The sequence below is a fragment of the Amycolatopsis taiwanensis DSM 45107 genome (genome assembly GCF_000519205.1).
In the GTDB taxonomy this organism is placed as follows: Bacteria; Actinomycetota; Actinomycetes; order Mycobacteriales; family Pseudonocardiaceae; genus Amycolatopsis_E; species Amycolatopsis_E taiwanensis.
This window is the reverse complement of record NZ_JAFB01000019.1, coordinates 108,963-128,807: the sequence shown is the minus strand read 5'-3', so window position 1 is coordinate 128,807 and position 19,845 is coordinate 108,963. Positions and strand designations below refer to the sequence as shown.

23 protein-coding genes are annotated in these 19,845 nt (G+C 69.9%); 12 read left to right on the top strand and 11 right to left on the bottom strand.

What is annotated here, in order from left to right:
- Positions 1–94 precede the first annotated feature (94 nt).
- Positions 95–484 (bottom strand): PPOX class F420-dependent oxidoreductase, encoded by a 390-nt coding sequence (locus A3CU_RS0116490; protein ID WP_027943245.1) that lies wholly within the window; start codon positions 482–484, stop codon positions 95–97.
- 132 nt (positions 485–616) lie between these two features.
- Positions 617–1,342 carry an SDR family oxidoreductase gene (locus A3CU_RS0116485; RefSeq protein WP_027943244.1) on the bottom strand — a complete coding sequence of 242 codons (726 nt, stop codon included), beginning with the start codon at positions 1,340–1,342 and terminating at the stop codon, positions 617–619.
- 115 nt (positions 1,343–1,457) lie between these two features.
- Between A3CU_RS0116485 and A3CU_RS0116480 the strand changes: the two genes are divergently transcribed.
- Positions 1,458–2,306 carry a LysR family transcriptional regulator gene (locus A3CU_RS0116480; RefSeq protein ID WP_027943243.1) on the top strand — a complete coding sequence of 283 codons (849 nt, stop codon included), beginning with the start codon at positions 1,458–1,460 and terminating at the stop codon, positions 2,304–2,306.
- A 142-nt stretch (positions 2,307–2,448) separates the two neighbouring features.
- Here the strand turns inward: A3CU_RS0116480 and A3CU_RS0116475 are convergent, their stop codons facing one another.
- On the bottom strand, positions 2,449–3,303 hold the full coding sequence (locus tag A3CU_RS0116475; protein ID WP_027943242.1) for a DMT family protein: 855 nt from the start codon (positions 3,301–3,303) through the stop codon (positions 2,449–2,451).
- Between the two features lie 123 nt (positions 3,304–3,426).
- Between A3CU_RS0116475 and hisF the strand changes: the two genes are divergently transcribed.
- Positions 3,427–4,200 (top strand): imidazole glycerol phosphate synthase subunit HisF, encoded by a 774-nt coding sequence (hisF, locus tag A3CU_RS0116470; RefSeq protein WP_027943241.1) that lies wholly within the window; start codon positions 3,427–3,429, stop codon positions 4,198–4,200.
- Positions 4,197–4,592, top strand: a complete 396-nt coding sequence (gene hisI, locus A3CU_RS45040) for a phosphoribosyl-AMP cyclohydrolase (protein WP_052371778.1) — start codon at positions 4,197–4,199, stop codon at positions 4,590–4,592. Before hisF ends, hisI begins: the two co-directional genes overlap by 4 nt.
- On the opposite strand, the gene A3CU_RS0116460 is transcribed toward hisI, so the two are convergent.
- Positions 4,576–5,205: a TetR/AcrR family transcriptional regulator gene (locus A3CU_RS0116460; RefSeq protein WP_027943240.1), complete on the bottom strand. Its 630-nt coding sequence runs from the start codon at positions 5,203–5,205 to the stop codon at positions 4,576–4,578. The genes hisI and A3CU_RS0116460 overlap by 17 nt on opposite strands.
- Before the next feature lie 124 nt (positions 5,206–5,329).
- On the opposite strand from A3CU_RS0116460, the gene A3CU_RS0116455 reads away from it, so the two are divergent.
- From A3CU_RS0116455 to lgt, 9 genes are all read left to right on the top strand, one after another.
- Positions 5,330–6,901 carry an anthranilate synthase component I gene (locus A3CU_RS0116455; RefSeq protein ID WP_027943239.1) on the top strand — a complete coding sequence of 524 codons (1,572 nt, stop codon included), beginning with the start codon at positions 5,330–5,332 and terminating at the stop codon, positions 6,899–6,901.
- The gene (locus A3CU_RS0116450; RefSeq protein ID WP_043841325.1) at positions 6,879–7,427 is read left to right on the top strand and encodes a Trp biosynthesis-associated membrane protein; all 549 of its coding nucleotides are present in this window, start codon (positions 6,879–6,881) and stop codon (positions 7,425–7,427) included. The genes A3CU_RS0116455 and A3CU_RS0116450 overlap by 23 nt, the downstream gene beginning before the upstream one ends.
- Positions 7,428–7,518: 91 nt before the next feature.
- Complete coding sequence (trpC, locus tag A3CU_RS0116445) at positions 7,519–8,328, top strand: indole-3-glycerol phosphate synthase TrpC (RefSeq protein WP_027943237.1); 810 nt, start codon at positions 7,519–7,521, stop codon at positions 8,326–8,328.
- A 14-nt stretch (positions 8,329–8,342) separates the two neighbouring features.
- Positions 8,343–9,602: a tryptophan synthase subunit beta gene (trpB, locus tag A3CU_RS0116440; RefSeq protein WP_052371777.1), complete on the top strand. Its 1,260-nt coding sequence runs from the start codon at positions 8,343–8,345 to the stop codon at positions 9,600–9,602.
- Positions 9,603–9,667: 65 nt separating this feature from the next.
- Positions 9,668–10,450: a tryptophan synthase subunit alpha gene (trpA, locus tag A3CU_RS0116435; protein ID WP_027943235.1), complete on the top strand. Its 783-nt coding sequence runs from the start codon at positions 9,668–9,670 to the stop codon at positions 10,448–10,450.
- Between the two features lie 45 nt (positions 10,451–10,495).
- Positions 10,496–10,618: a hypothetical protein gene (locus A3CU_RS55135; RefSeq protein ID WP_281174121.1), complete on the top strand. Its 123-nt coding sequence runs from the start codon at positions 10,496–10,498 to the stop codon at positions 10,616–10,618.
- 155 nt (positions 10,619–10,773) lie between these two features.
- Complete coding sequence (locus A3CU_RS0116425; protein WP_043841324.1) at positions 10,774–11,334, top strand: Uma2 family endonuclease; 561 nt, start codon at positions 10,774–10,776, stop codon at positions 11,332–11,334.
- A gap of 46 nt (positions 11,335–11,380) precedes the next feature.
- Positions 11,381–11,554: a hypothetical protein gene (locus tag A3CU_RS53500; protein ID WP_169739640.1), complete on the top strand. Its 174-nt coding sequence runs from the start codon at positions 11,381–11,383 to the stop codon at positions 11,552–11,554.
- A 114-nt stretch (positions 11,555–11,668) separates the two neighbouring features.
- The gene (gene lgt / locus A3CU_RS0116415) at positions 11,669–12,682 is read left to right on the top strand and encodes a prolipoprotein diacylglyceryl transferase (RefSeq protein ID WP_027943233.1); all 1,014 of its coding nucleotides are present in this window, start codon (positions 11,669–11,671) and stop codon (positions 12,680–12,682) included.
- Between the two features lie 11 nt (positions 12,683–12,693).
- On the opposite strand, the gene A3CU_RS0116410 is transcribed toward lgt, so the two are convergent.
- The 7 genes from A3CU_RS0116410 to A3CU_RS45030 all read right to left on the bottom strand — a co-directional run bounded on the left by A3CU_RS0116410 (position 12,694) and on the right by A3CU_RS45030 (position 19,600).
- Positions 12,694–13,482, bottom strand: a complete 789-nt coding sequence (locus A3CU_RS0116410) for an SDR family oxidoreductase (protein ID WP_027943232.1) — start codon at positions 13,480–13,482, stop codon at positions 12,694–12,696.
- Positions 13,483–13,619: 137 nt separating this feature from the next.
- The gene (locus A3CU_RS0116405) at positions 13,620–14,387 is read right to left on the bottom strand and encodes a hypothetical protein (RefSeq protein ID WP_027943231.1); all 768 of its coding nucleotides are present in this window, start codon (positions 14,385–14,387) and stop codon (positions 13,620–13,622) included.
- A gap of 20 nt (positions 14,388–14,407) precedes the next feature.
- Positions 14,408–15,889 (bottom strand): hypothetical protein, encoded by a 1,482-nt coding sequence (locus A3CU_RS0116400; protein ID WP_027943230.1) that lies wholly within the window; start codon positions 15,887–15,889, stop codon positions 14,408–14,410.
- Between the two features lie 404 nt (positions 15,890–16,293).
- A complete protein-coding gene (locus A3CU_RS45035) occupies positions 16,294–16,629 on the bottom strand; it encodes a hypothetical protein (RefSeq protein ID WP_043841322.1) in 336 nt (111 codons plus the stop codon).
- Between the two features lie 112 nt (positions 16,630–16,741).
- On the bottom strand, positions 16,742–17,518 hold the full coding sequence (locus A3CU_RS0116390; protein ID WP_027943229.1) for an ABC transporter ATP-binding protein: 777 nt from the start codon (positions 17,516–17,518) through the stop codon (positions 16,742–16,744).
- Positions 17,515–18,567, bottom strand: a complete 1,053-nt coding sequence (locus tag A3CU_RS0116385) for a FecCD family ABC transporter permease (RefSeq protein ID WP_027943228.1) — start codon at positions 18,565–18,567, stop codon at positions 17,515–17,517. The genes A3CU_RS0116390 and A3CU_RS0116385 overlap by 4 nt, the downstream gene beginning before the upstream one ends.
- A 163-nt stretch (positions 18,568–18,730) precedes the next feature.
- On the bottom strand, positions 18,731–19,600 hold the full coding sequence (locus A3CU_RS45030) for an ABC transporter substrate-binding protein (protein WP_425388256.1): 870 nt from the start codon (positions 19,598–19,600) through the stop codon (positions 18,731–18,733).
- Between the last annotated feature and the right edge of the window lie 245 nt (positions 19,601–19,845).

Here is a 19,845-nt window from a genome sequence, read left to right as displayed (position 1 = left end):
GAACTCGGGGGCCTGAGGCGGGAACACGGCGGCCTGAAGCCGGAACTCGCGGGGCTGAAGCCGGAACTCGGGGGGCTGAGGCGGGGACACAGGGTCAGGGCTCGTCGAGAGTGATGGCGATGCCGATGGTGCGTTCGCGGCCGCCGCGCAGGCGGCTGAAGAACATGGTCACCCGCCCTGCCAACCCGTACTTCCGGGCGATCGCGCGCCGGACGCGTTCGGACCCCGCGTCGTCGAGCAGGCGGGCCCTGCCCGGCACCTCGAGCCCGTGGGTCCGGCGACCGCGCGAGTCACACGCCTGGACGTGGACCGCCGGGTCCCGCCGGACGCGTTTGACCTTGCCGGAGTGCCGCACGGTCCACACGACCAACTCGCCGCTGTCACCGGCGACCCAGGTCGGGGTGGCGACCGGGTCGCCGGTGCGGCGGTAGGTCGTCACCAGGACGTACCTCTCCGCGGCCAGCCGCTCGTATTCCGATGTCATGGGGTCAACGTAGCGAGGCCGGTCTGAGAATTCCTCATGACGATGGCGAGTCATATCCACTGTGGACGGTAGCGCGGAGCGGTCCGATCGTGATCTGCGGCTCCAGGCGACGTTCCTGGTGGCACGCGTTCGTTACCAGGGCACCATTCCGTCGTCGTCGAAGAACCCGCCGGTCGGTCCGCCATCGGGCAGGGTCGCCAGCCGGATCGCGATCGCCGCGCCTTGCTCGGGGGTCCGCACGCCGCGGAAGCCGTTGAGGTCGGTCGCACAGTAGCCGGGGCAGGCGAGGTTGATCAGGACGTTCGTGTCGGCCAGTTCCTTGGCGTACTGGACGGTGACGGCATTGAGGAACGTCTTCGACGGCGCGTACGCGATGGCAATCGGACCCGTTTCGGCGCCGGGAGTGGTTTGCCGGGTGAGGGAGCCGACGCCGCTGGACATGTTCACGATCCGCGGCGACGCCGAGAGGCGCAGCAGCGGCAGCATCGCGTTGGTGACGCGGATTACGCCGAGCACGTTGGTTTCGACGACCGTTCGTACCGTCGCGAGGTCCACCGTGGTGGGCCGCTGCGGCTCGCTGCCGGTTATCCCGGCGTTGTTGACGAGCACGTCGAGACGTCCGGCGCGCTCCTCGATCAACCTGGCGGCGGCGGCCACGCTCGCGTCGTCGGTCACGTCCAGCGGCACGCCGAACGCGTCGGCGCCACCCGCGCGCAGCTTCTCCACAGCGGCTTCGCGGCGCTGTTCGTCCCGAGCGCCGACGCCGACGCTCCAGCCGAGGGCGCCCAGGCCGGCCGCGATCTCGTACCCGATCCCCTTGTTCGCGCCGGTGACCAGCGCGATCGTCTGTTCGCTCATGTCGTCGATCCTGTCCCGCGCCTCTCCCGCATCGCCAACACCAAGTGGGTGGGCAGCGATACGTTCCGGGTATCGATCCAGGTCAGCGGAGCACCCGGGCGGGTATCTTGGCGGCGTGGAGACGCGGGAGGTGCGGTATTTCGTCGCGGTCGCCGAGGAGTTGCACTTCGGGCGGGCCGCGCAGCGGCTCGGGATCGCGCAGCCCCCGCTGTCGCGGGCGATCCGGCAACTCGAACGGCGGCTCGGGGCTGTGCTGTTGGAACGCACGAGCCGCGGCGTGGCGCTGACCGAGGCCGGGTCGGTGCTGCTGCGGGAGGGCCGGGCGGCCCTCGACGCGGTCGACGCCGCCGAGCGCCGGACCCGCCGCGCGGCCTTCGCCGCGACCGGCCAAGCAGGCATTGTCCTTGTCACCAAAGCCGGAGCGTCCAGCGAACTGCTGGCGAAACTGCTCGACGCCTACGCCGCCGAACCCGGCGCGGTCACCGTCGATGTGCAGTTGTGCGGGCCCGGCGAGCAGGAAAGGCTGCTGCGCGACGGGCGGGCCGACGTGGCGTTGCTGCACCTGCCGTTCGATGCCACGGCCGGGTTCGACACCGAGGAGCTGTGCACGGAGGGCCAGGTCGTTTTCCTGCCCGCCGGGCACCCCCTCACCGGCCGGACCCACCTGCGAATGGCCGACGTCACCGCGCTGCCCGACCTGCCCTCGCCACGCTGGCCCGGCCCCGACGGCAGCTACCCGGACGGCCCCGGTCCACGGGTTCGAGACCATACGCAACTTCTTCAACTGATCGCGCTCGGCCGGGCGTCGGCGGTCCTGCCGGAGTCGGCCCGCACCCACCTCCGCCCCGATCTCGCCACCGTGCCGGTGCTGGACGCGCCGCGGGTGACGACGGTGATCGCTTGGCCACCGCACAGCCGGTCCCGTGCCGTCGCCGGACTCGTCCAAGCCGCGACCCGCCGCTAGCCAGGGACCGTAAATTCAGCCGCACTCATCGGCGGAAATCCAGGTCAAAACCGCCCGGACGCAAAACGTGAGCTTTGCCGGCAAAACTCGGGTGAGAATGTCTCATGACGGCATGTCTGATCCAATGTGGATAGTGGTGCGCTCACCCCGGCGGCGGCTCTTCGCGCTCAGCCGGCTGGGAGACCTCGCCGAAGCGCGCCAGTGCGAGCGCGGCGGCCACGGCCAGCACGAAACCGAGTCCGGCCACCGGCGGATACCCCGGCCTCGTCGTGTCGCCGAGCGCGAGAATCCCGATGATCGACGGTAGGACCGTCTCGCCGACCACCATCAGCGCGGTCGCGGTGGTGACGCTGCCGCGTTGCAGGGCCGAGGCGAAGAAGAGCATCGCGATGATTCCGGCCACGGCCAAGGCGTACGCGGCCGGGTCCGTCACCAGGCTCACCACGCTGTCCGTCGTCATCACCCGTCCGGCCACCGCCACCGTCCCGAAACACAGGCCGGCCACCAGGCCGAGGGCCGGGCTACGCAATGGCGCGGGCGCTCGTCCGGCGAGCATGCCGCAGGCGCCCAGCACCAGGGCGGCCACCAGGAGTCCAATGTGGAACGGCAGGCCGACCGGGTGGGAACCCTCGCTCTCCGCCGAGAGACCGAGTAGCGCGAGTCCCACACAAACCGCGGCGACGGCCGTCCATTCGCGACGGCTCAGTGACGCGCCGATCCCCAGCGTCGTCACCGCAGTCACCGCCAGGCTCGCGGCGAGAGCGGCCTGCACAACGAACAACGGGAGTACCCGCAACGCGGCGAGTTGCGCGACGAAGCCGAGCGTGTCCATGCCCACGCCGAGTATGTACCGCCACTGCTTGAACACGCGCACCAGCAGCCGTGGGTCGACGCCGTGCTCGGTGCTCGCCACCGAGCGTGCCGCGACCGCCTGCAGCACCGAGGCGACACCGTAGGCGCACGCCGCGAACAGCGCGCAGGCCAGACCCCACCACATACCGCGACCCTACGGCGGCCGACCCGATTACCGCGCGACACGGCGAAGTATGCGGCGTTTTCGGAACACGCGGTCGACGAAGCAGGAACACAGGCTTCTGAACGACCCCAGTACGCTGGTCATATGGGTGTAGCGGTACGGGTGATTCCCTGTCTGGATGTCGACGCCGGCCGGGTGGTGAAGGGCGTGAACTTCACCGACCTGCGTGACGCGGGCGACCCGGTGGAACTGGCGCGCGCCTACGACGCCGAAGGCGCCGACGAGTTGACCTTCCTCGACGTCACGGCGTCCTCGGGCAACCGCGAGACCACCTACGACGTGGTCCGGCGCACGGCCGAGCAGGTGTTCATCCCGTTGACCGTGGGCGGTGGCGTCCGCACCTGTGAGGACGTCGACCGCCTGCTGCGGGCGGGTGCGGACAAGGTGAGCATCAACACCGCCGCGATCGCGCGGCCGGAGTTCCTCGGCGAGGCTTCCCGCCGGTTCGGCGCGCAGTGCATCGTGCTCTCGGTGGACGCACGGCGGGTCCCCGAAGGTGGCCGGCCGACACCCTCCGGATTCGAGGTGACCACCCACGGCGGTCGCCGGGGCACCGGCATCGACGCGGTCGAGTGGGCCGCGCGCGGTGAGGAACTCGGAGTCGGCGAGATCCTGCTCAACTCGATGGACGCCGACGGCACCAAGTCCGGCTTCGACCTCGAGTTGATCGGCCTGGTCCGCAAGGCGGTCACCGTGCCGGTGATCGCCAGCGGGGGCGCGGGCGAGCCCGGCCACTTCCTGCCCGCGGTCCGCGCGGGTGCCGACGCGGTGCTCGCGGCCAGTGTGTTCCACTTCGGACAGTTGAAGATCGGCGAGGTCAAGGACGCGCTGCGGGCCGGCGGGGTGGCGGTCCGGTGAGTCTCGATCCCGCACTTTCCGCCCGGCTCAAGCGGAACGCCGACGGGCTGGTCTGCGCCGTCGTCGTCGATCACGCCACTTCGGACGTGCTGATGGTGGCCTGGATGAACGACGAGGCGCTGGAGCGGACGCTGACCACGCGCCGCGGCACCTATTATTCGCGCAGCCGCAAGGAATTGTGGGTCAAGGGCGAAACTTCCGGGCACACGCAACACGTGCGCGAGGTGCGTCTCGACTGCGACGCCGACACGGTCCTGGTACGGGTCGACCAGACCGGGCCCGCCTGCCACACCGGCACCCGCAGCTGTTTCGACAGCGACGAGCGACTCCTGCTCGCCGACCACCCAACGGTCGCCGATCCGGGCGTTGCGGAGCTCAGGGCTGATCGGTGAGGCCGAGATCGCCGGTGAGGTAGCGCTGCAGGGTCGGCCCGATCGCGGCGACCAAGGTTTCCACGTCGGCGGAGGCGAACGGGTCGAACTTCGCCACGTAGCGGGCCATGCCGATGCCGATGAGCTGTGACGCGCAGAGGTTGGTCCGCAGGTGCGGTTCGTCCGCCTGGATCCGGTCCACGATGTGACCGAGGATGTGCTTGACCAGGAAGTCGCGCAGGCCGGCCGCGGCCTGGTCGTGGCTGGCCAGGCTGCGGACCAGCGCCGGGAACGTGCCGCCGGAGGTCGCGTCCCAGGTGGTGACGAACTGCCGGACCACCCGCGCGCCGAGGCCGTCGAGACCGCCCTCGAGCAGGGTAGTGACCATGATCTGGGGATCGAACGGGAGCTTCAGCACCGCCTGGGCGAACAGCCCTTCCTTGCCGCCGAACCAGTGGTTGACCATGGCCGCGTCCACCCCCGCGCGGGCGGCGATGGCGCGGACCGTGGCGCCTTCGTAGCCGCTTTCGGCGAACACGTCACGGGCCGCCGTCAACAGGGCGGCGCGGGTGTCCTGGCCGGCCGGGCGACGTCCCCGCCGCCGGGCCGCCGGGCTCTGGTCGGCAGTGCTCATGTTCGCAATCTTCGCACCGCATTCAACGCAACCTGAATTGTGTGGCGGCCTCGGGTCCCCCACGCGGAACCCCCTGACAACACTGCCTGCACCGGCGTGTGCCGGGAACGGCACAATGACGGCCATGGTCAGTGTCCCTTCCGCACATACCGGCGCCGGTGGTCTCGGCTCGGCGAGCCCGACCCGGGAAGAGTTCCGCGCACTCGCCGAAGGGCGCCGGGTGATTCCGGTGGTTCGGCGGCTGCTCGCGGACGGGGAGACCCCGGTCGGGGTCTACCGCAAGCTCGCCGCGGACCGGCCGGGAACGTTTCTGCTGGAGTCGGCGGAGAACGGCCAGACGTGGTCGCGATGGTCGTTCGTGGGGGTACGCAGCCCGGCGGCGCTGACCGTCCGTGACGGTCGCGCGGTGTGGGTGGGCAGCCCGCCGGTGGGCCTGCCCACCGAGGGCGATCCGCTGTCGGTGCTGCGGGAGACGGTGGCGCTGCTGCATACCGAGCCGCTGCCGGGCATGCCGCCGCTGACCGGCGGCATGGTCGGCTACGTCGGCTACGACGCGGTGCGGTGGTTGGAGCGGTTGCCGGAGCTGGCCGAGAAGGATCTCGACATCCCCGAGCTGACCATGCTGCTGGCCACGGACCTGGCCGCCTTCGATCACCACGAGGGCACGGTGACGTTGATCGCCAACGCGGTGAACTGGGACGACTCGCCCGAGCGGGTGGACGCCGCCTACGACGACGCGGTCCGCCGGCTGGCGGAGATGACCGAGCGGCTCGGCGCCCCGGCCCCGTCGACGACGGCCGTGTTCGCGCGCCCGGCGCCGGAGTTCGTGCGCCACCGCGCCAAGGACGACTACCACGCCGCCGTGCTGACGGCGGTGGAGGCGATCAAGGCGGGGGAGGCGTTCCAGGTCGTTCCCTCACAACGGTTCGAAATGGCCACAGACGCCGACGCGCTGGACATCTACCGGGTGTTGCGCACCTCCAATCCCAGCCCCTACATGTACCTGCTGCGCCTGGAGGGATTCGACATCGTCGGCTCCAGCCCGGAGGCGCTGGTGACGGTTCGGGGCGGCCGGGCGACCACGCACCCGATCGCGGGAACCCGGTGGCGGGGGGCGGATCCGGACGAGGACGCGCAGCTGGCCAAGGACCTGCTCGCCGACGAGAAGGAACGCGCCGAGCATCTGATGCTGGTGGACCTGGGCCGCAACGATCTGGGCAAGGTGTGCAAGCCGGGTACCGTGCGGGTGGTCGACTTCTTCTCCGTCGAGCGATACAGCCACGTGATGCACATCGTGTCCACTGTCACCGGCGAGCTGCGTGCGGATCGCACGGCGTTCGACGCGGTGACGGCCTGCTTCCCGGCCGGTACGCTGTCGGGGGCGCCCAAGGTGCGCGCGATGGAGTTGATCGAGGAACTTGAGCCGGTGCGCCGTGGCCTCTACGGTGGCATAGTCGGCTACCTGGACTTCGCCGGGGACGCCGACACCGCGATCGCGATCCGCACCGCGCTGGTCTCCGACGGCACCGCCTACGTCCAGGCCGGTGGTGGCGTGGTCGCCGACTCTCTACCGGACTACGAAGACAACGAATGCCTCAACAAGGCCCGCACGGTGCTTTCGGCGGTCGCCGCCGCACAGACCATGGCCCCGGCGCGGGAGCTGGATCCCAGTGATGACATCGCCAGCGTCTCATAAGCGTCCATTGTGGACCATCACGGCAGCGTTGCTACTCGGTGCGGCGCTGCTGTGGGGCTCCTCGCGTCTGGTGTGGACCGCGCAGACCCGGGACGCCGGGATCCGCGGAATCGTGCTGGACACCCGGATCGGCGACCAGGTCGCCAGCGCGCTGGTCCCGCTGGCCGTGCTCGCGCTCGCCGGGGTGGCGGGGATGGTCGCGACCGGTGGCTGGGCGCGCCGGGTGCTCTCGGTCGTGCTGGTCGCCGCCGGCGCCGCCATGTGCTGGGTCGCCGTTGACGGTGCGCACTGGAGCGGTTACCCAACGGGTGCACCGGTGACGGAGATCGTCACCGGACGCGGTCTGGCCCTGCTGGCGGGAATTCTCGTCATCGCCGGCGGGTTGCTGGGCGTCAGGTATGCAAGGGTGATGCCGCGACTGGGTGCACAGTATTCGGCACCCAGCGTGAAAAAGCCCGCGCGGGATGCGGACGCCGAGTTGTGGGAGGCACTGTCGGAGGGCGAAGATCCCACTACCGATCGGTAGTTTTCCGTGCTGGTTAAGGCTTCTTCGACCCGAGACGGGTCCGGCTCGGGGCGAGGGTTAGCATCTTTTCTGCGGGAAGGGAAAGGTGTTTGTGAGCGTTCTCGAAGAAATCGTCGCGGGTGTGCGCGCCGACCTCGCCGAGCGGGAGAAGGCGCTCCCGTTCGACGAGCTGAAGCGCCGCGCCGCGAAGGCTCCCGCGCCCCGGGACGCCAAGAGTGTGCTGCGTGAGTCGTCGATCGGCGTGATCGCCGAGATCAAGCGCCGCAGCCCGTCGAAGGGCCCGCTGGCGAACATCGCCGACCCGGCCTCCCTGGCCAAGGACTACGAGGACGCGGGCGCCCGGGCGATCAGCGTGCTCACCGAGGGACGGCGGTTCGGTGGTTCGCTGGACGACCTGAAGGCGGTGCGGGCCGCGGTCGACATTCCGCTGCTGCGCAAGGACTTCGTCGTGACCCCCTACCAGGTGCACGAGGCCCGCGAGGCCGGCGCCGACCTGGTGCTGCTGATCGTCGCCGCGCTGGAGCAGAACGCACTCGTCGGCCTGCTGGACCGGGTCGAGTCGCTCGGCATGACCGCGCTGGTCGAGGTGCACAACGCCGAGGAGGCCGATCGCGCACTGGAGGCGGGCGCGCAGGTGATCGGCATCAACGCCCGTAACCTGCACACCCTGGAAGTGGACCGCGACGTGTTCGCGCGGCTTGCGCCCGGGCTGCCCTTCGACGTGACGAAGATCGCCGAGTCCGGGGTCCGCGGACCGGGTGACCTGATGGCTTATGCCGGTCACGGTGCCGACGCCGTGCTGGTGGGCGAGGGCCTGGTCGCCTCCGGCGACCCGAAGGGCGCCCTGACCAAGCTGGTCACCGCGGGTTCGCATCCCGCGTGTCCGCGGCCAAGCCGGTGAGGGAGCCGCAACCGATGGACGATCGCAGCGCGCGCCCGGTGGTGCGCGAGGATTTGCCGCAGACCGACCAGCAGCACGACGTGCACGACCCCGACGAACGCGGGTACTGGGGCCCCTTCGGCGGCCGGTTCATGCCGGAGGCGCTGATCGGCGTCGTCGACGAGGTGGCAGGCGAGTACGACAAGGCCCGGGTGGACCCGGACTTCGTCAACGAGTTCCGGCGCCTGCTGCGGGACTACGCGGGCCGGCCGTCCCTGCTCACCGAGGCGCCGCGATTCGGCGAGCACGCCGGCGGCGCGCGGATCTTCCTCAAGCGCGAGGACCTCAACCACACCGGCTCTCACAAGATCAACAACGTGCTGGGCCAGGCGCTGCTCACCAAGCGCATGGGCAAGAAGCGGGTGATCGCGGAAACCGGCGCGGGCCAGCACGGGGTCGCCACGGCCACCGCATGCGCACTGCTCGGCCTGGAGTGCGTGGTCTACATGGGTGAGGTGGACACCGAGCGGCAGGCGCTGAACGTGGCCCGGATGCAGCTGCTCGGCGCGGAGGTCGTGCCGGTCAAGACCGGCTCGCGCACGCTCAAGGACGCGATCAACGAGGCCCTGCGGGACTGGGTCACCAACTCCGAAACCACCCATTACCTCTTCGGCACGGCCGCCGGTCCGTACCCGTTCCCGATGATGGTGCGTAACTTCCACAAGGTGATCGGTGAAGAGGCACGCCAGCAGGTACTGGAGCAGACCGGCCGGCTGCCGGACGCGGTCGCCGCCTGTGTGGGTGGCGGATCCAACGCGATCGGCATCTTCCACGGCTTCATCGATGACCCCGACGTGCGGCTGGTCGGTTTCGAGCCGGGCGGCGAGGGCTTGGAGACCGGCCGTCACGGCGCCACCCTGACCACGGGCACGCCGGGCAACCTGCACGGCGCGTTGTCGTACCTGCTGCAGGACGAGGACGGCCAGACCATCGAGTCGCACTCGATCTCCGCCGGGCTCGACTATCCCGGCGTGGGCCCCGAGCACGCCTGGCTCAAGGACAGCGGGCGCGCCGAATACCGGCCGATCACCGACGCCGAGGCGATGGACGCGCTGCGGCTGCTGTCGCGCACCGAGGGCATCATCCCGGCGATCGAGTCCGCGCATGCGCTGGCCGGGGCGATCCAGCTGGGACGCGAACTCGGGCGCGAGGCGCTCATCCTGGTGAACCTGTCCGGCCGTGGCGACAAGGACATGGACACCGCGGCGAAGTACTTCGGATTGGTGGGGCAGTGACAGCGACGCCTGCGGCTTCCATTAACAGCGCTGGCAGTGCCGACAGTGCCGGGAAAGCGGACGGTCTGGACGGCCTGTTCGCGCGGACCCGGAGCGAGGGGCGCGCCGCGCTGGTCGGCTACCTGCCCGCCGGCTACCCGGAGCTGAAGCGGTCGAAGGACGCCTTCGCCGCGATGCTCGACGGTGGGGCGGACCTGGTCGAGGTCGGCGTGCCGTACTCGGACCCGGTGATGGATGGTCCGACCATCCAGCTCGCCGGTGACACGGCGTTGCGAGCCGGCTTCCGGCTCCGGCACGTCTTCGAGACCGTCGAGTCGGTCGCCGCGCGCGGTGGCAAGGCGGTCGTGATGACCTACTGGAACCCGGTGCGCCGCTACGGGGTCGAGGCGTTCGCGCGGGACCTGGCCGCCGCCGGCGGGCTGGGCATGATCACCCCGGACCTGATCCCCGAGGAAGGGGCCGACTGGGTCGACGCGTCGCGGCGGCACGGGCTGGACCGGATCTTCCTGGTGGCGCCGTCCTCGTCGGAGCAACGAATCGATCTCACGGTGCGGGCGTCCTCGGGATTCGTCTACGCGACCGCGGTGATGGGCGTGACGGGCGCGCGCGAGGTGGTCGGCGCGGGCGCGGCGGAACTGGTTCGCCGCACCCGGGCACACACTGACCTGCCGATCGGCGTCGGGCTCGGCGTGCGCTCGCGGGAGCAGGCGGCCGAGGTCGCCGGGTTCGCGGACGCGGTGATCGTCGGCTCCGCGCTGGTCACCAAGGCGGCCGAGGGCGCCGAGGCGGTCCGGGCGCTGACCGCCGAACTGGCGAAGGGCGTGCGCGAGCCGGTGGGCGGCGCCTGATCCGGCGCCGGCCGCCTTCCCCTCACCCCCGTTCCTGATCAGGCCATGATCTCGCTCATCGTCACCGCGATGTACCTGCGCGTCGTGGCGTCTGGTGCCGACGCCTTGCCCCAAGAAGCCGAAGAGCACGCCCGCAGGCGGGTGCTGATGCCGCTGGACGGTGTCTGACCTCCGCAGCGTGCGGGACCGCGGCAGGATGCGACCACCACGGAGAGTGTCCGCGGTGGCTGCCATCGTGATCACATGTTCCCCTGGAGATGGAGGATCCATGTGTCACACTGGCGGTTGCAGGCGGTACTCGGGCCGGTTGGAGGTGAAGCGGGATGGCTGCTTCCGTTGAGGCGGAAGTCGACTACGTCGTGCCCAAGCATCGCGACCCGTGGACCGTCGACGAAGTCCTCGCGTTGCCCGATGACAACGGCGACCGGGTCGAACTCCTGGATGGGGCTCTTCTGGTGAGCCCTGCGCCGACGTCGCGGCACCAGCGCCTGCTCGGAAAGTTGTATGGTCTGCGCGATGCCGTTCCGGCCGGAACGGAGATGTTGCTCGGCGTCAATGTGCGGTTGGGGGAGGATCGACTACTCATCCCGGATTTGGTCGTGGTCACCTGCCCGGATGTCGATGTCCTGTACTACTCCGGGCCAGATGTGCTGCTGGCTGCGGAGATCGAGTCTCCGTCCACCAAGGTGTTCGACCGTTCGCTCAAGGCCCAGTTGTACGCCGAGGCTCGCATTTCCTACTACCTGCGGGTGGATCCGGCCACGGACCCCGTCGAGGCGATTCTCTTCGAACTGTCTGACGGCGAGTTTCGCGAGATCGCCAGGAGCGAGGCCGGCAAGCTGACGGTGGACCGGCCGTTCGCCGCCACGGTCGACCTCACCTAGGCTGCCCCGGCGTCGGTCTCCCGAGCCGTCGTGCGAGGCTGACGGCATGGCCAAACCAACGCCCCTGCAGGTCCGGAACATCATCATGGCGGTGCTCATGGCCATCGCCGCGGGGTGGAACTTCCTGCGCGGGGGCCCGGTCTGGCTGACCGCGATCTTCGCGGTGGGCTGCGTGCTCGCGATCGGTTCGGCCACGCTGAACGGGGGTGCGTCGAACTGACCGTAACGGACTGGTGCCACCATTCCCACCCGTCTCCCACCAGCACCCTCAATTGATGCGCTCCGCGCGGCCGTTACGGTCCTGGTGTGGGCGCGAGACGCTCGGCACGTTACGGTGGCCCGTGTGAATTCCGCCTCGGCTGTGTTCCTTGCCACCATCCCCAGCCCGGAGCGTGGGGTCTGGTATCTCGGGCCGATCCCCATCCGGGCCTATGCGCTGTGCATCATCGCCGGCATCATCCTCGCGATCTGGTGGGGCGAGCGGCGCTGGGTGCAGCGTGGCGGGGCCAAGAACACCGTCGTCGACATCGCCATCTTCGCGGTCCCGTTCGGCCTGGTCGGCGGGCGGCTCTACCACGTCATCACGGACTGGTGGCGGTACTTCGGCCCGGGCAAGAACCCGGTCCAGGCGCTGTTCATCTGGGACGGCGGGCTCGGCATCTGGGGCGCGATCGCGCTGGGCGGCGTCGGCGCGTGGATCGGCTGCCGCCGCAAGGGCATTCCGCTGCCCGCGATGGCCGACGCGATCGCCCCGGGCATCGTGACCGCGCAGGCCATCGGCCGGATCGGCAACTACTTCAACCAGGAACTCTACGGCGCGCATACCACCCTGCCCTGGGGACTGGAGATCTACCAGCGGTTCGACCCGAACAACCCGTCGATCCCGGACCAGGGCCCGACCGGGGTGGCGTTCGGCCACATCCCGTTGCAGGACAGCCCCGTCCACCCGACCTTCCTCTACGAGCTGCTGTGGAACCTGGCCATCGCCGGGCTCGTGGTGTGGGCGGACCGCCGGTTCAAGCTGGGCCACGGCCGCGCGTTCGCGCTGTACGTCGCCGGCTACACGCTCGGGCGGTTCTGGATCGAACTCATGCGCACCGACGACGCGACTCATGTGCTGGGCGTGCGGGTCAACGTGTGGGTCGCGCTGCTCGTGTGCGCCAGCGCTGTCGCCTACATAGTGCTGGCCCGGCGGCGGGGACCGCGCGAAACACCGGAATCCTTGCGAGGCAAGCAAGACTCCGCGGAAGCGACCACGTCCGACGAGGCGGACGACTCCGGCTCGTCGGAACCGAAGGCGGCGGTGTCGACTCAGGACGAGTCGTCCACCGAGCGGAAGACCGAGTAGGGCCCGGGTCCTCACAGGTCGGGCAGGCCCAGGTCCAGGTTGGGTTCCTGGCTGCCGCCGTCGGCTTCGAGGACCTTGCCGGTGACGTAGGCGCCGGCCGGTGATGCGAGGTAGAGCACGGTTGCGGCGATGTCTTCGGCTTCGCCGATTCGCTGCAACGGGGTCGCGGACTCCATCTTCGCCTTGAGCTCGGCGTTGCTCACCACGATCTCCAGTGCCGAGGTGGCGACCGATCCGACCGCGACGGCGTTGACCCGGATCCGCGGCGCCAGGTCGCGTGCGGCGAGCCGGGTGTAGTGCGCGAGGGCAGCCTTCGCCGTGCCGTAGGCGGCGAAGCCACGGCCGGCGATCCGGCCCATGACCGACGAGACGTTGACGACCGCGCCGCCGCCCGCTGCCAGCATCGCGGGCACCGCGGCGGTGGTGAGGGCATGCGCGGTGGACACGTTGAAGCGGAAGGCTTCTTCGAGGAACTCGGTGGTGGTCTCCAGCAGCGGGCGCGGGTAGGTGCCGCCCACGTTGTTCACCACGATGTCGAGCCGGCCGAAGGTTTCCACCGCTTCGTTTGCGAGCCCGGCGGCCGCCTCGGGATCGCTGAGATCCGCCGTTACGGCGTGTGCGGTGCGCCCCGTCGCGGAGATCCGGGCGGCGATCTCGTCCAGGTCCGCCGCGGTGCGGGAGGAGATCACCACGTCGGCGCCGGCCTCGGCGAGTGCGACCGCCGCCGCGGCGCCGATGCCGCGTCCGGACCCGGTTACCACGGCCACCTTGCCGGGAACGCGGAAACGATCGAGTATCACCGGGCAACTGTAACAGGTTCTACCGCTGGAACGGCCACCTTGCGCCGGACTGGGCTAGGTCCAGAAGTCCGTGTTTTCGCCCGAGGTAACGGGCGCCCTTCGAAACACTGCCAAGGTGGCCGTTCCGGCGGCCGTGCTCAGCGGAACACCGAGCCGCCGAAGTAGTCGTCGTCATCCTCGGGCTCGTCCCGTGGACGGCGCGACGGCGCGGGCCGGGACGGTCCGGTCCGCTTGGCCTCTCCGCGCGAGGCGAGCGGATTTTCGAACTCGTCGTCGGTGTACTCCACCTCGCGACGGCGAGGTGGAGGTGTGCGCGGTGGCTCCGAGCCTGCCGCGGGCGGCGTCGGCGGTGCCTGCTCGGCCGGCGGCGGGGTGGCCGGCGGTTGCTTGCTGTCCATGAACCCGTTGGAGAAGTAGTCGTCCTCGCTCGGCGCGGCCGACGGCGTGGTCTGCGGGTAGGACTGCGAGGAGCCACCGCCGAACACGCTTCCGCTGGTGACTCCGCGCGCCTCCAGGATCTCGTCGAGAGTGGCGCCCTGCTCGGCCTCCCGGTAGATCTCGCGCATGTCACCGTCGAGCCGGGCGGTCATCACCTCCCGGACGGTCTCGTCCTTGAGCGCCTTGCCCTCCAGGACGTCTTGCCAGGTCAACTCGCCCGCGTCGACCTTCTTCTTCAGCGCGCGCAGGGCCGCCGGGGCGTCGGGCTTCTCCGCCGCGGCCTTGATCGCCGAGACGTCCTCGGGCTTGGCGGTGTGGTCGACATCGGGTAGTTGCTTGAGCTTCTCGTCCACCTGCTTGATGAGCTCGGCCGACTTGATCAGCGACTCGTTGAGGCGGGCCTCGGCTTCACGCAACGAGGCGGGCTTCCACGAGTCACCGAGGTCGACGGAAACCGGGTCAGACATAACGAACTACTCCGTCGTGATCAGTGGCGGCGAGGGCCGGTGTGGTGCGGGGTCGAGGTGGTGGTGTGGCTGGGACTGTGGTGGGTCGTGGAACCCGCGGGTGTCTGTCCATTGTGGCCGGTTCCGGTCGAGTTGGGCGGCGTGTGCGGTTGCCCGCTCGGCGCGGTCGAGGGCGGCGGCGTGTGTGGTTGTCCGCCGGTGGTCCCGTTCGGCGCGGTCGGGTGGGTGGTGCTGGTGTTGCCGCCGTTCGGCGTGTTCCCCGAGGAGTGGGTGCCGCCGCTTTGGTTGTCACCGCCCGACGAGTGGGTGGTGCCGCCATCGTTGCCGCTCGAGGAATGGGTAGTGCTGCCTTGGTCGTTGCCGCTCGAGGAATGCTGGCCGCCCTCGTTGCCCGACGAGGAGTGGGTGCCGCTGCCGCCTTCCTCTTCCCCGCCGCCCGCGATGCCCTTGGCGCTCGTGCCGATGTCCTTCGCGTCCGAGGCGATGTTCTTCCCACTGTCGGCGATGTCGCTGACATCGCCCTTGATGTTCTTCGCGATGTCGATCGCGTCGCCGAGGCTGTTGATGTCCTTGATCTTCGCCAGCTGTGAGCCGACGTCCTGGATCGAGTTCCACATCGACTTCACGTTCTCGATGATGTCCTTGATCATCTCGATGATCGAGAAGATCTCGTTGGCGATGTCGATCGCGTCGATGATCGTGGTGGCCTCGGCCGCCCAGCCCACCACCGGGATGCACGCCTTCGCGGCGATCTCGATGAGCTTGTCGATCAGCTTCTTGAGCAGTTCCAGTGCCTTGCCGGCCAGCTTCTCCGACTGGTCGGCGACAAGGTTGAAGCCCTTGGCGATCAGCTTCGCGATCTCGCCCTCGACGGCCAACCCGGCTTTCCAGCCGAGGTCCACGTAGGCCTTGTGCGCGAGCGCCGACGGTCCGCTCCAGTTTTCGCCGGTGGCGATTCCCGCGTTCCCCGACATGGTGGTGGAGAACTGCTTCATCGCGTTGCCGATGTTCTCCCACGCCTCGGCGTTCTGCCGCATCTTGCTGAAGTCGCCGGTCAGCGGCTTGATCACCATGTCGACCAGGCTCTTGCCGGCGATGTGCTGGAACACCCAGTCCACCGCCATCACTTCCAGGCCGGCGCTCTGCACGAGTTCCTTGACGTCCGAGCCGTCACCGGGCTCCGGTGGCTGCAGCACGTCGGTGATCTCGGAGCCGGTCTGGTAGCTGCCGCTCGGCGCGGTCGGCTCGAACCCCGGCTCACCGCCCGAATCGCCGCCGCCGTCCCCGCCGCCCGATTCACCGGAACCCGATTCACCGGAGCCGCTGGAGCCGTTACCGGACTCGCCTGAACCGCTGCCGGATGCGCCTGAACCGCTGCCGGATGCGCTGGAGCCGCTACCGGAGCCTGATTCGCCGGTTTCGCTGCCGGAATTCCCGCCTTGACCGGCGCTCGACGGCGAGGTGCTGCCGTTGCCGGTCGAGCCAGGACCGCCGGGCTGCATCGGAGGCTGCGGCGGGTACGGGCCTTGCTGCGGGTGGCCCGGCTGGCCCGGAATGGGTGGTCCCTGGGGCGGGTTCGGTGGGTACGGCCCCTGCTGCGGGTGGCCGGGCTGGCCCGGGAAGGGCGATCCCTGCGGTGGGCGCGGCGGGTACGGCCCCGGCTGCGGCGGACCCGGGTGGTACGGCGGCGCCTGCGGTGGGTGTGGTGGGTAGGGCCCTTGCTGGGGGTGGCCGCCGTACGGCGATCCCTGCGTAGGGTGCGGCTGGTACGGCCCCTGTTGGGGATGTTGGGGATGCTGGGGGTACTGAGGGTGCTGCTGGGGATGCTGGGGGTGGTTGTGGTGCGGCGGGGGGTTGTGCGGCGGGCGTCGTGTCGTCATGGGTCGGTCCGTTCTCTACGGCTGGGTCAGGCGAGGGCCGAAGTGGCGGCGCTGTCGATCTCGCTGAGCAGGTTCTTCAACACGTCGCCGACCTTGCCCTCGGTCTGCTCGTAGGTCTCGGCGGTGTGGTTGACCCCGTCCACAAGCGAGGCGAGGCGCTGCTTGCCGAACTTCAGCGTGTCCCCGTAGAGCGACCCGACCAGGTCGACCACGGGCTGCAGCACGATGAACAGGCCGGTGAACCCGGATTTGTCGCACCCGTACGTGTGCATGTACTCGCTGATCGAATCGATCGCCGAGTTGAGCCCGTCCAGCACCTCGGCGTACTGCTTGACGGCGTCCGGGTTCACGTGAAAATCCATCGGGGTCCCCCCAGGGAGTCCTAGATCGTGCTCGTTGCTGATGGACAATATTGCACCGTCTGGCGGTTGTGGGCTGGTTTCGCGAGAAACACCGGAAGCTGTCCGGAAATGGCTACTTCGGGCGAATCGGCGCCACCACGAGGTCGCCCTCCGGCGCGTTCAGTACGGCCGCCGCCGCGTTGTAGTGGTGGTTCAGCCGGTTCGCGGTCAACACCTCGCCGGGTGCGCCTTCCGCGGCGACCGTGCCACCGTCGATAAGCACCAGCCGGTCGGCGTACTGCGCGGCGAACGTCAAATCGTGCAATGTGGACACCACGGTGATGCCGTCCTCGTGTCGCAGCCGGTCGACGAGCTCCAGCAGTGCCTGCGCGTGCCCGATGTCCAAACCCGTGGTCGGCTCGTCCAGCAGCAGCAGGCCGGTGCGCTGAGCGAGCACCCTGGCCAGCACCGCCCGCTGGCGCTCACCGCCGGAGAGCGTGTGCAGCCTGCGCGCGGCCAGCGCACCGAGGTCGAGCCTGGCCAAGACGTCGTCCACAATGGAGAGATCAGCGGCGCTCTCGCGGGCCAGCGGGCCCAGATGCGGCGTGCGGCCGAGGAGCACGTAGTCGGTCACGGTGAGCCCGTCGGGCAGGACCGGGCTTTGCGGCGCGTAGCCGACCAGGCGCGCTTTTTCCTTACGCGACAACCGTTGCGCACCTCGGCCGGCGAAGGAGATCTCGCCGGTGAAGGGCAGCAGGCCGGCCACCGCCTTGAGCAGAGTCGACTTTCCCGCGCCGTTCGGCCCCACCACGGCCAGCCAGCCGCCACTGGGCGCTTGGGCCGAGACCCCGTGCACCACCGTGCGGTCGCCGTACCCCGCGGACACGTTTCGCAGGCGCAGCGCGGTCACCGGCTCGCTCCTCGCGACGAGCGGCGCAGCACCATCACGAAGAAGGGCGCTCCGGTGAACGCGGTCACCACACCAAGGGGGATTTCCCCGGGAAGCGCCGTGCGCGCGATCTGGTCGGCGACGATCAAAAACGCCGCACCGCCGAGCAGCGAAAGCGGGACGACCACGCGGTAGCTGGCCCCGGCCAGCAGCCGGACCAGGTGTGGCACCACGAGGCCCACGAACGAGATCAATCCGCTCACCGACACCGCCGCGGCGGTCGCGAGCGACGCGGCGGCGACGAGCAGGAGCCGCACCCGGCCGGGCCGCAGACCCAGTGACGCCGCCTCCGCGTCGCCGAGCGTGAGCACGTCGAGCAGCCGTGCGGACAGGCACAGCACGATCGCGGCCAGTCCGATGTAGGGCAGGGCCACCATGACCTCGTGCCAGCCGCTGACGGTCAGCCCGCCCAGGATCCAGGTGTAGACCTGCTTGAGGGTCGTGGTGTTCAGCTGCTGGGCGAAGGTCTGCACGGCGGTCAGGAACGCGGTGACCGCGACCCCGGCCAGCAGCAGCGTGGCCGTGCCGGGCCCGCCGGCGGACCGGCCGAGCAGCCAGCTCAGGCCGACCCCGCCGAGCGCCCCGGCGAACGCGGCCACGGGCAGCCAGGCGGACCCGCTGGGGGTCAGCACGACGACGAGCGTGGCCGCCATCCCCGCCCCGGCCGCCGACCCGAGCAGGTACGGGTCGGCGAGCGGGTTGCGGAACACGCCCTGGAAGGTCGCGCCGGCGCCCGCCAGCGCCGCGCCGACCAGACCGGCCAGCAGCACCCTGGGCACCCGCAGCTGCCAGACGATCGCCGCCTCCCGCTCCGAAAGCGGCGACCGTCCGCCGGTCACCTGCGCGAAGATCTCGCCGAGGACGCGCTGCCAGCCCAGGTTTCCGGCGCCGACCAGCACCGCGGACAACAGGACGGCCACCAGCAGCAGCACCGCGATCACGACGGCGCGGGGCCGTAACCGCGTTCGTGCCCCGCCGCCGGGGCGCCGCGCACGGAGCGCTGCGATCACTGTTCCTCCGCAGGTTTGCGCGCGACCGCGATCGTGTCGACGGGGCGCTTCATCCGAGGTCGAGCCAGGTTCTCGCCAAGGGCGCCCCGCCGCCTCGATATCGCGGCCTTCGGGGCGCGCGCGTGCTGGTCGCCTTGATTGCCGCGACTTGACAAGGGGCTACTCACTGCTCGGCGGACTTCACGGCGTCCGAGATCGCACGCGCGAGGTCGACGATGCGGGGACCCCATCGGGAGGCGATGTCATCGTCGAGGCCGACGACGTGCCTCTGCCGGACCGCGTCGAGCGTGTCCCAGCCCGGGCGGGCGGCCACGGTGTCCGGGTTCTGGCCGCAGCACTTGGTGTCCGCCAGGAAGATCAGGCCGGGATTCACCCGCAGGATGTGCTCGGCCGACAGCTGCGGGTAGTCGCCCGTCCCCGCGCCGTCGGCGATGTTCGCCAGCCCGAATCGCGCGATGATCTGCCCGACGAAGCTCGTCGAAGTGAGGCTGTAGTACGTCTGGTCGAGCTCGTAGTAGTAGCTCAGCGGCCGCGCCGGTTCGGGCGTGCCGGCGACGATCTTGTCGATGTCGTCGCGGGCCTGGCGGGCCAGGCTCTCGCCTTCGGCCTGGTGCCCGGTCGCCCGGCCGAGGTCGGCGAACTGGCGGTAGGCGTCGTCGAGGGTCACCGGGGCCGGCAGCACAAGGGTTTTCACGCCGGTCTTGGCGAGCGCGGCCGACAGGCCGCTCGGGTCTTCCGACACCAGCACGAGATCCGGGTTGTAGGCGCTGATGGCCTCCGGGTCGGGCGAGAACGCGCTCAGGTCGCTGTGTGGCGCCTGTGGCGGGTAGTCCGAGGTGGAATCGACCGCCACCACCTGTGGTCCGGCGCCGAGCGCGTAAAGGGTTTCCGTGGCCGACGCGGAAAGCGACACGATTCGCGCCGGCTGCCGGTCGATGGTGACCGAGCCGATCGTGACCGGGAAGGTGCCCTCGGCATCCGGTTTCGCCGTGGAGTCCGCTTCGGATGGACGGGTCGCGCAACCGGCCAGCACCAGCAAAGCGGTGAGGGCGCAAAGAAAATATCGGGGAAACCTACCCGAGGCCGACCGCGTGCTCGCATCGGTCGCCGGCGTCGGATACCGGAGTGCTTCCGGTCGAACCGGTAACAGTCTTGGCACTTCAAACCTCTCAACCCGGCCGCGATGTGCGCCGTGAGAGGTCACGGACGCCGCACCCCTGGACCGGAGGTAAATGGGCGTCGGCGCGGACGTCAGGCGACCTGGCTCGACCGGACACG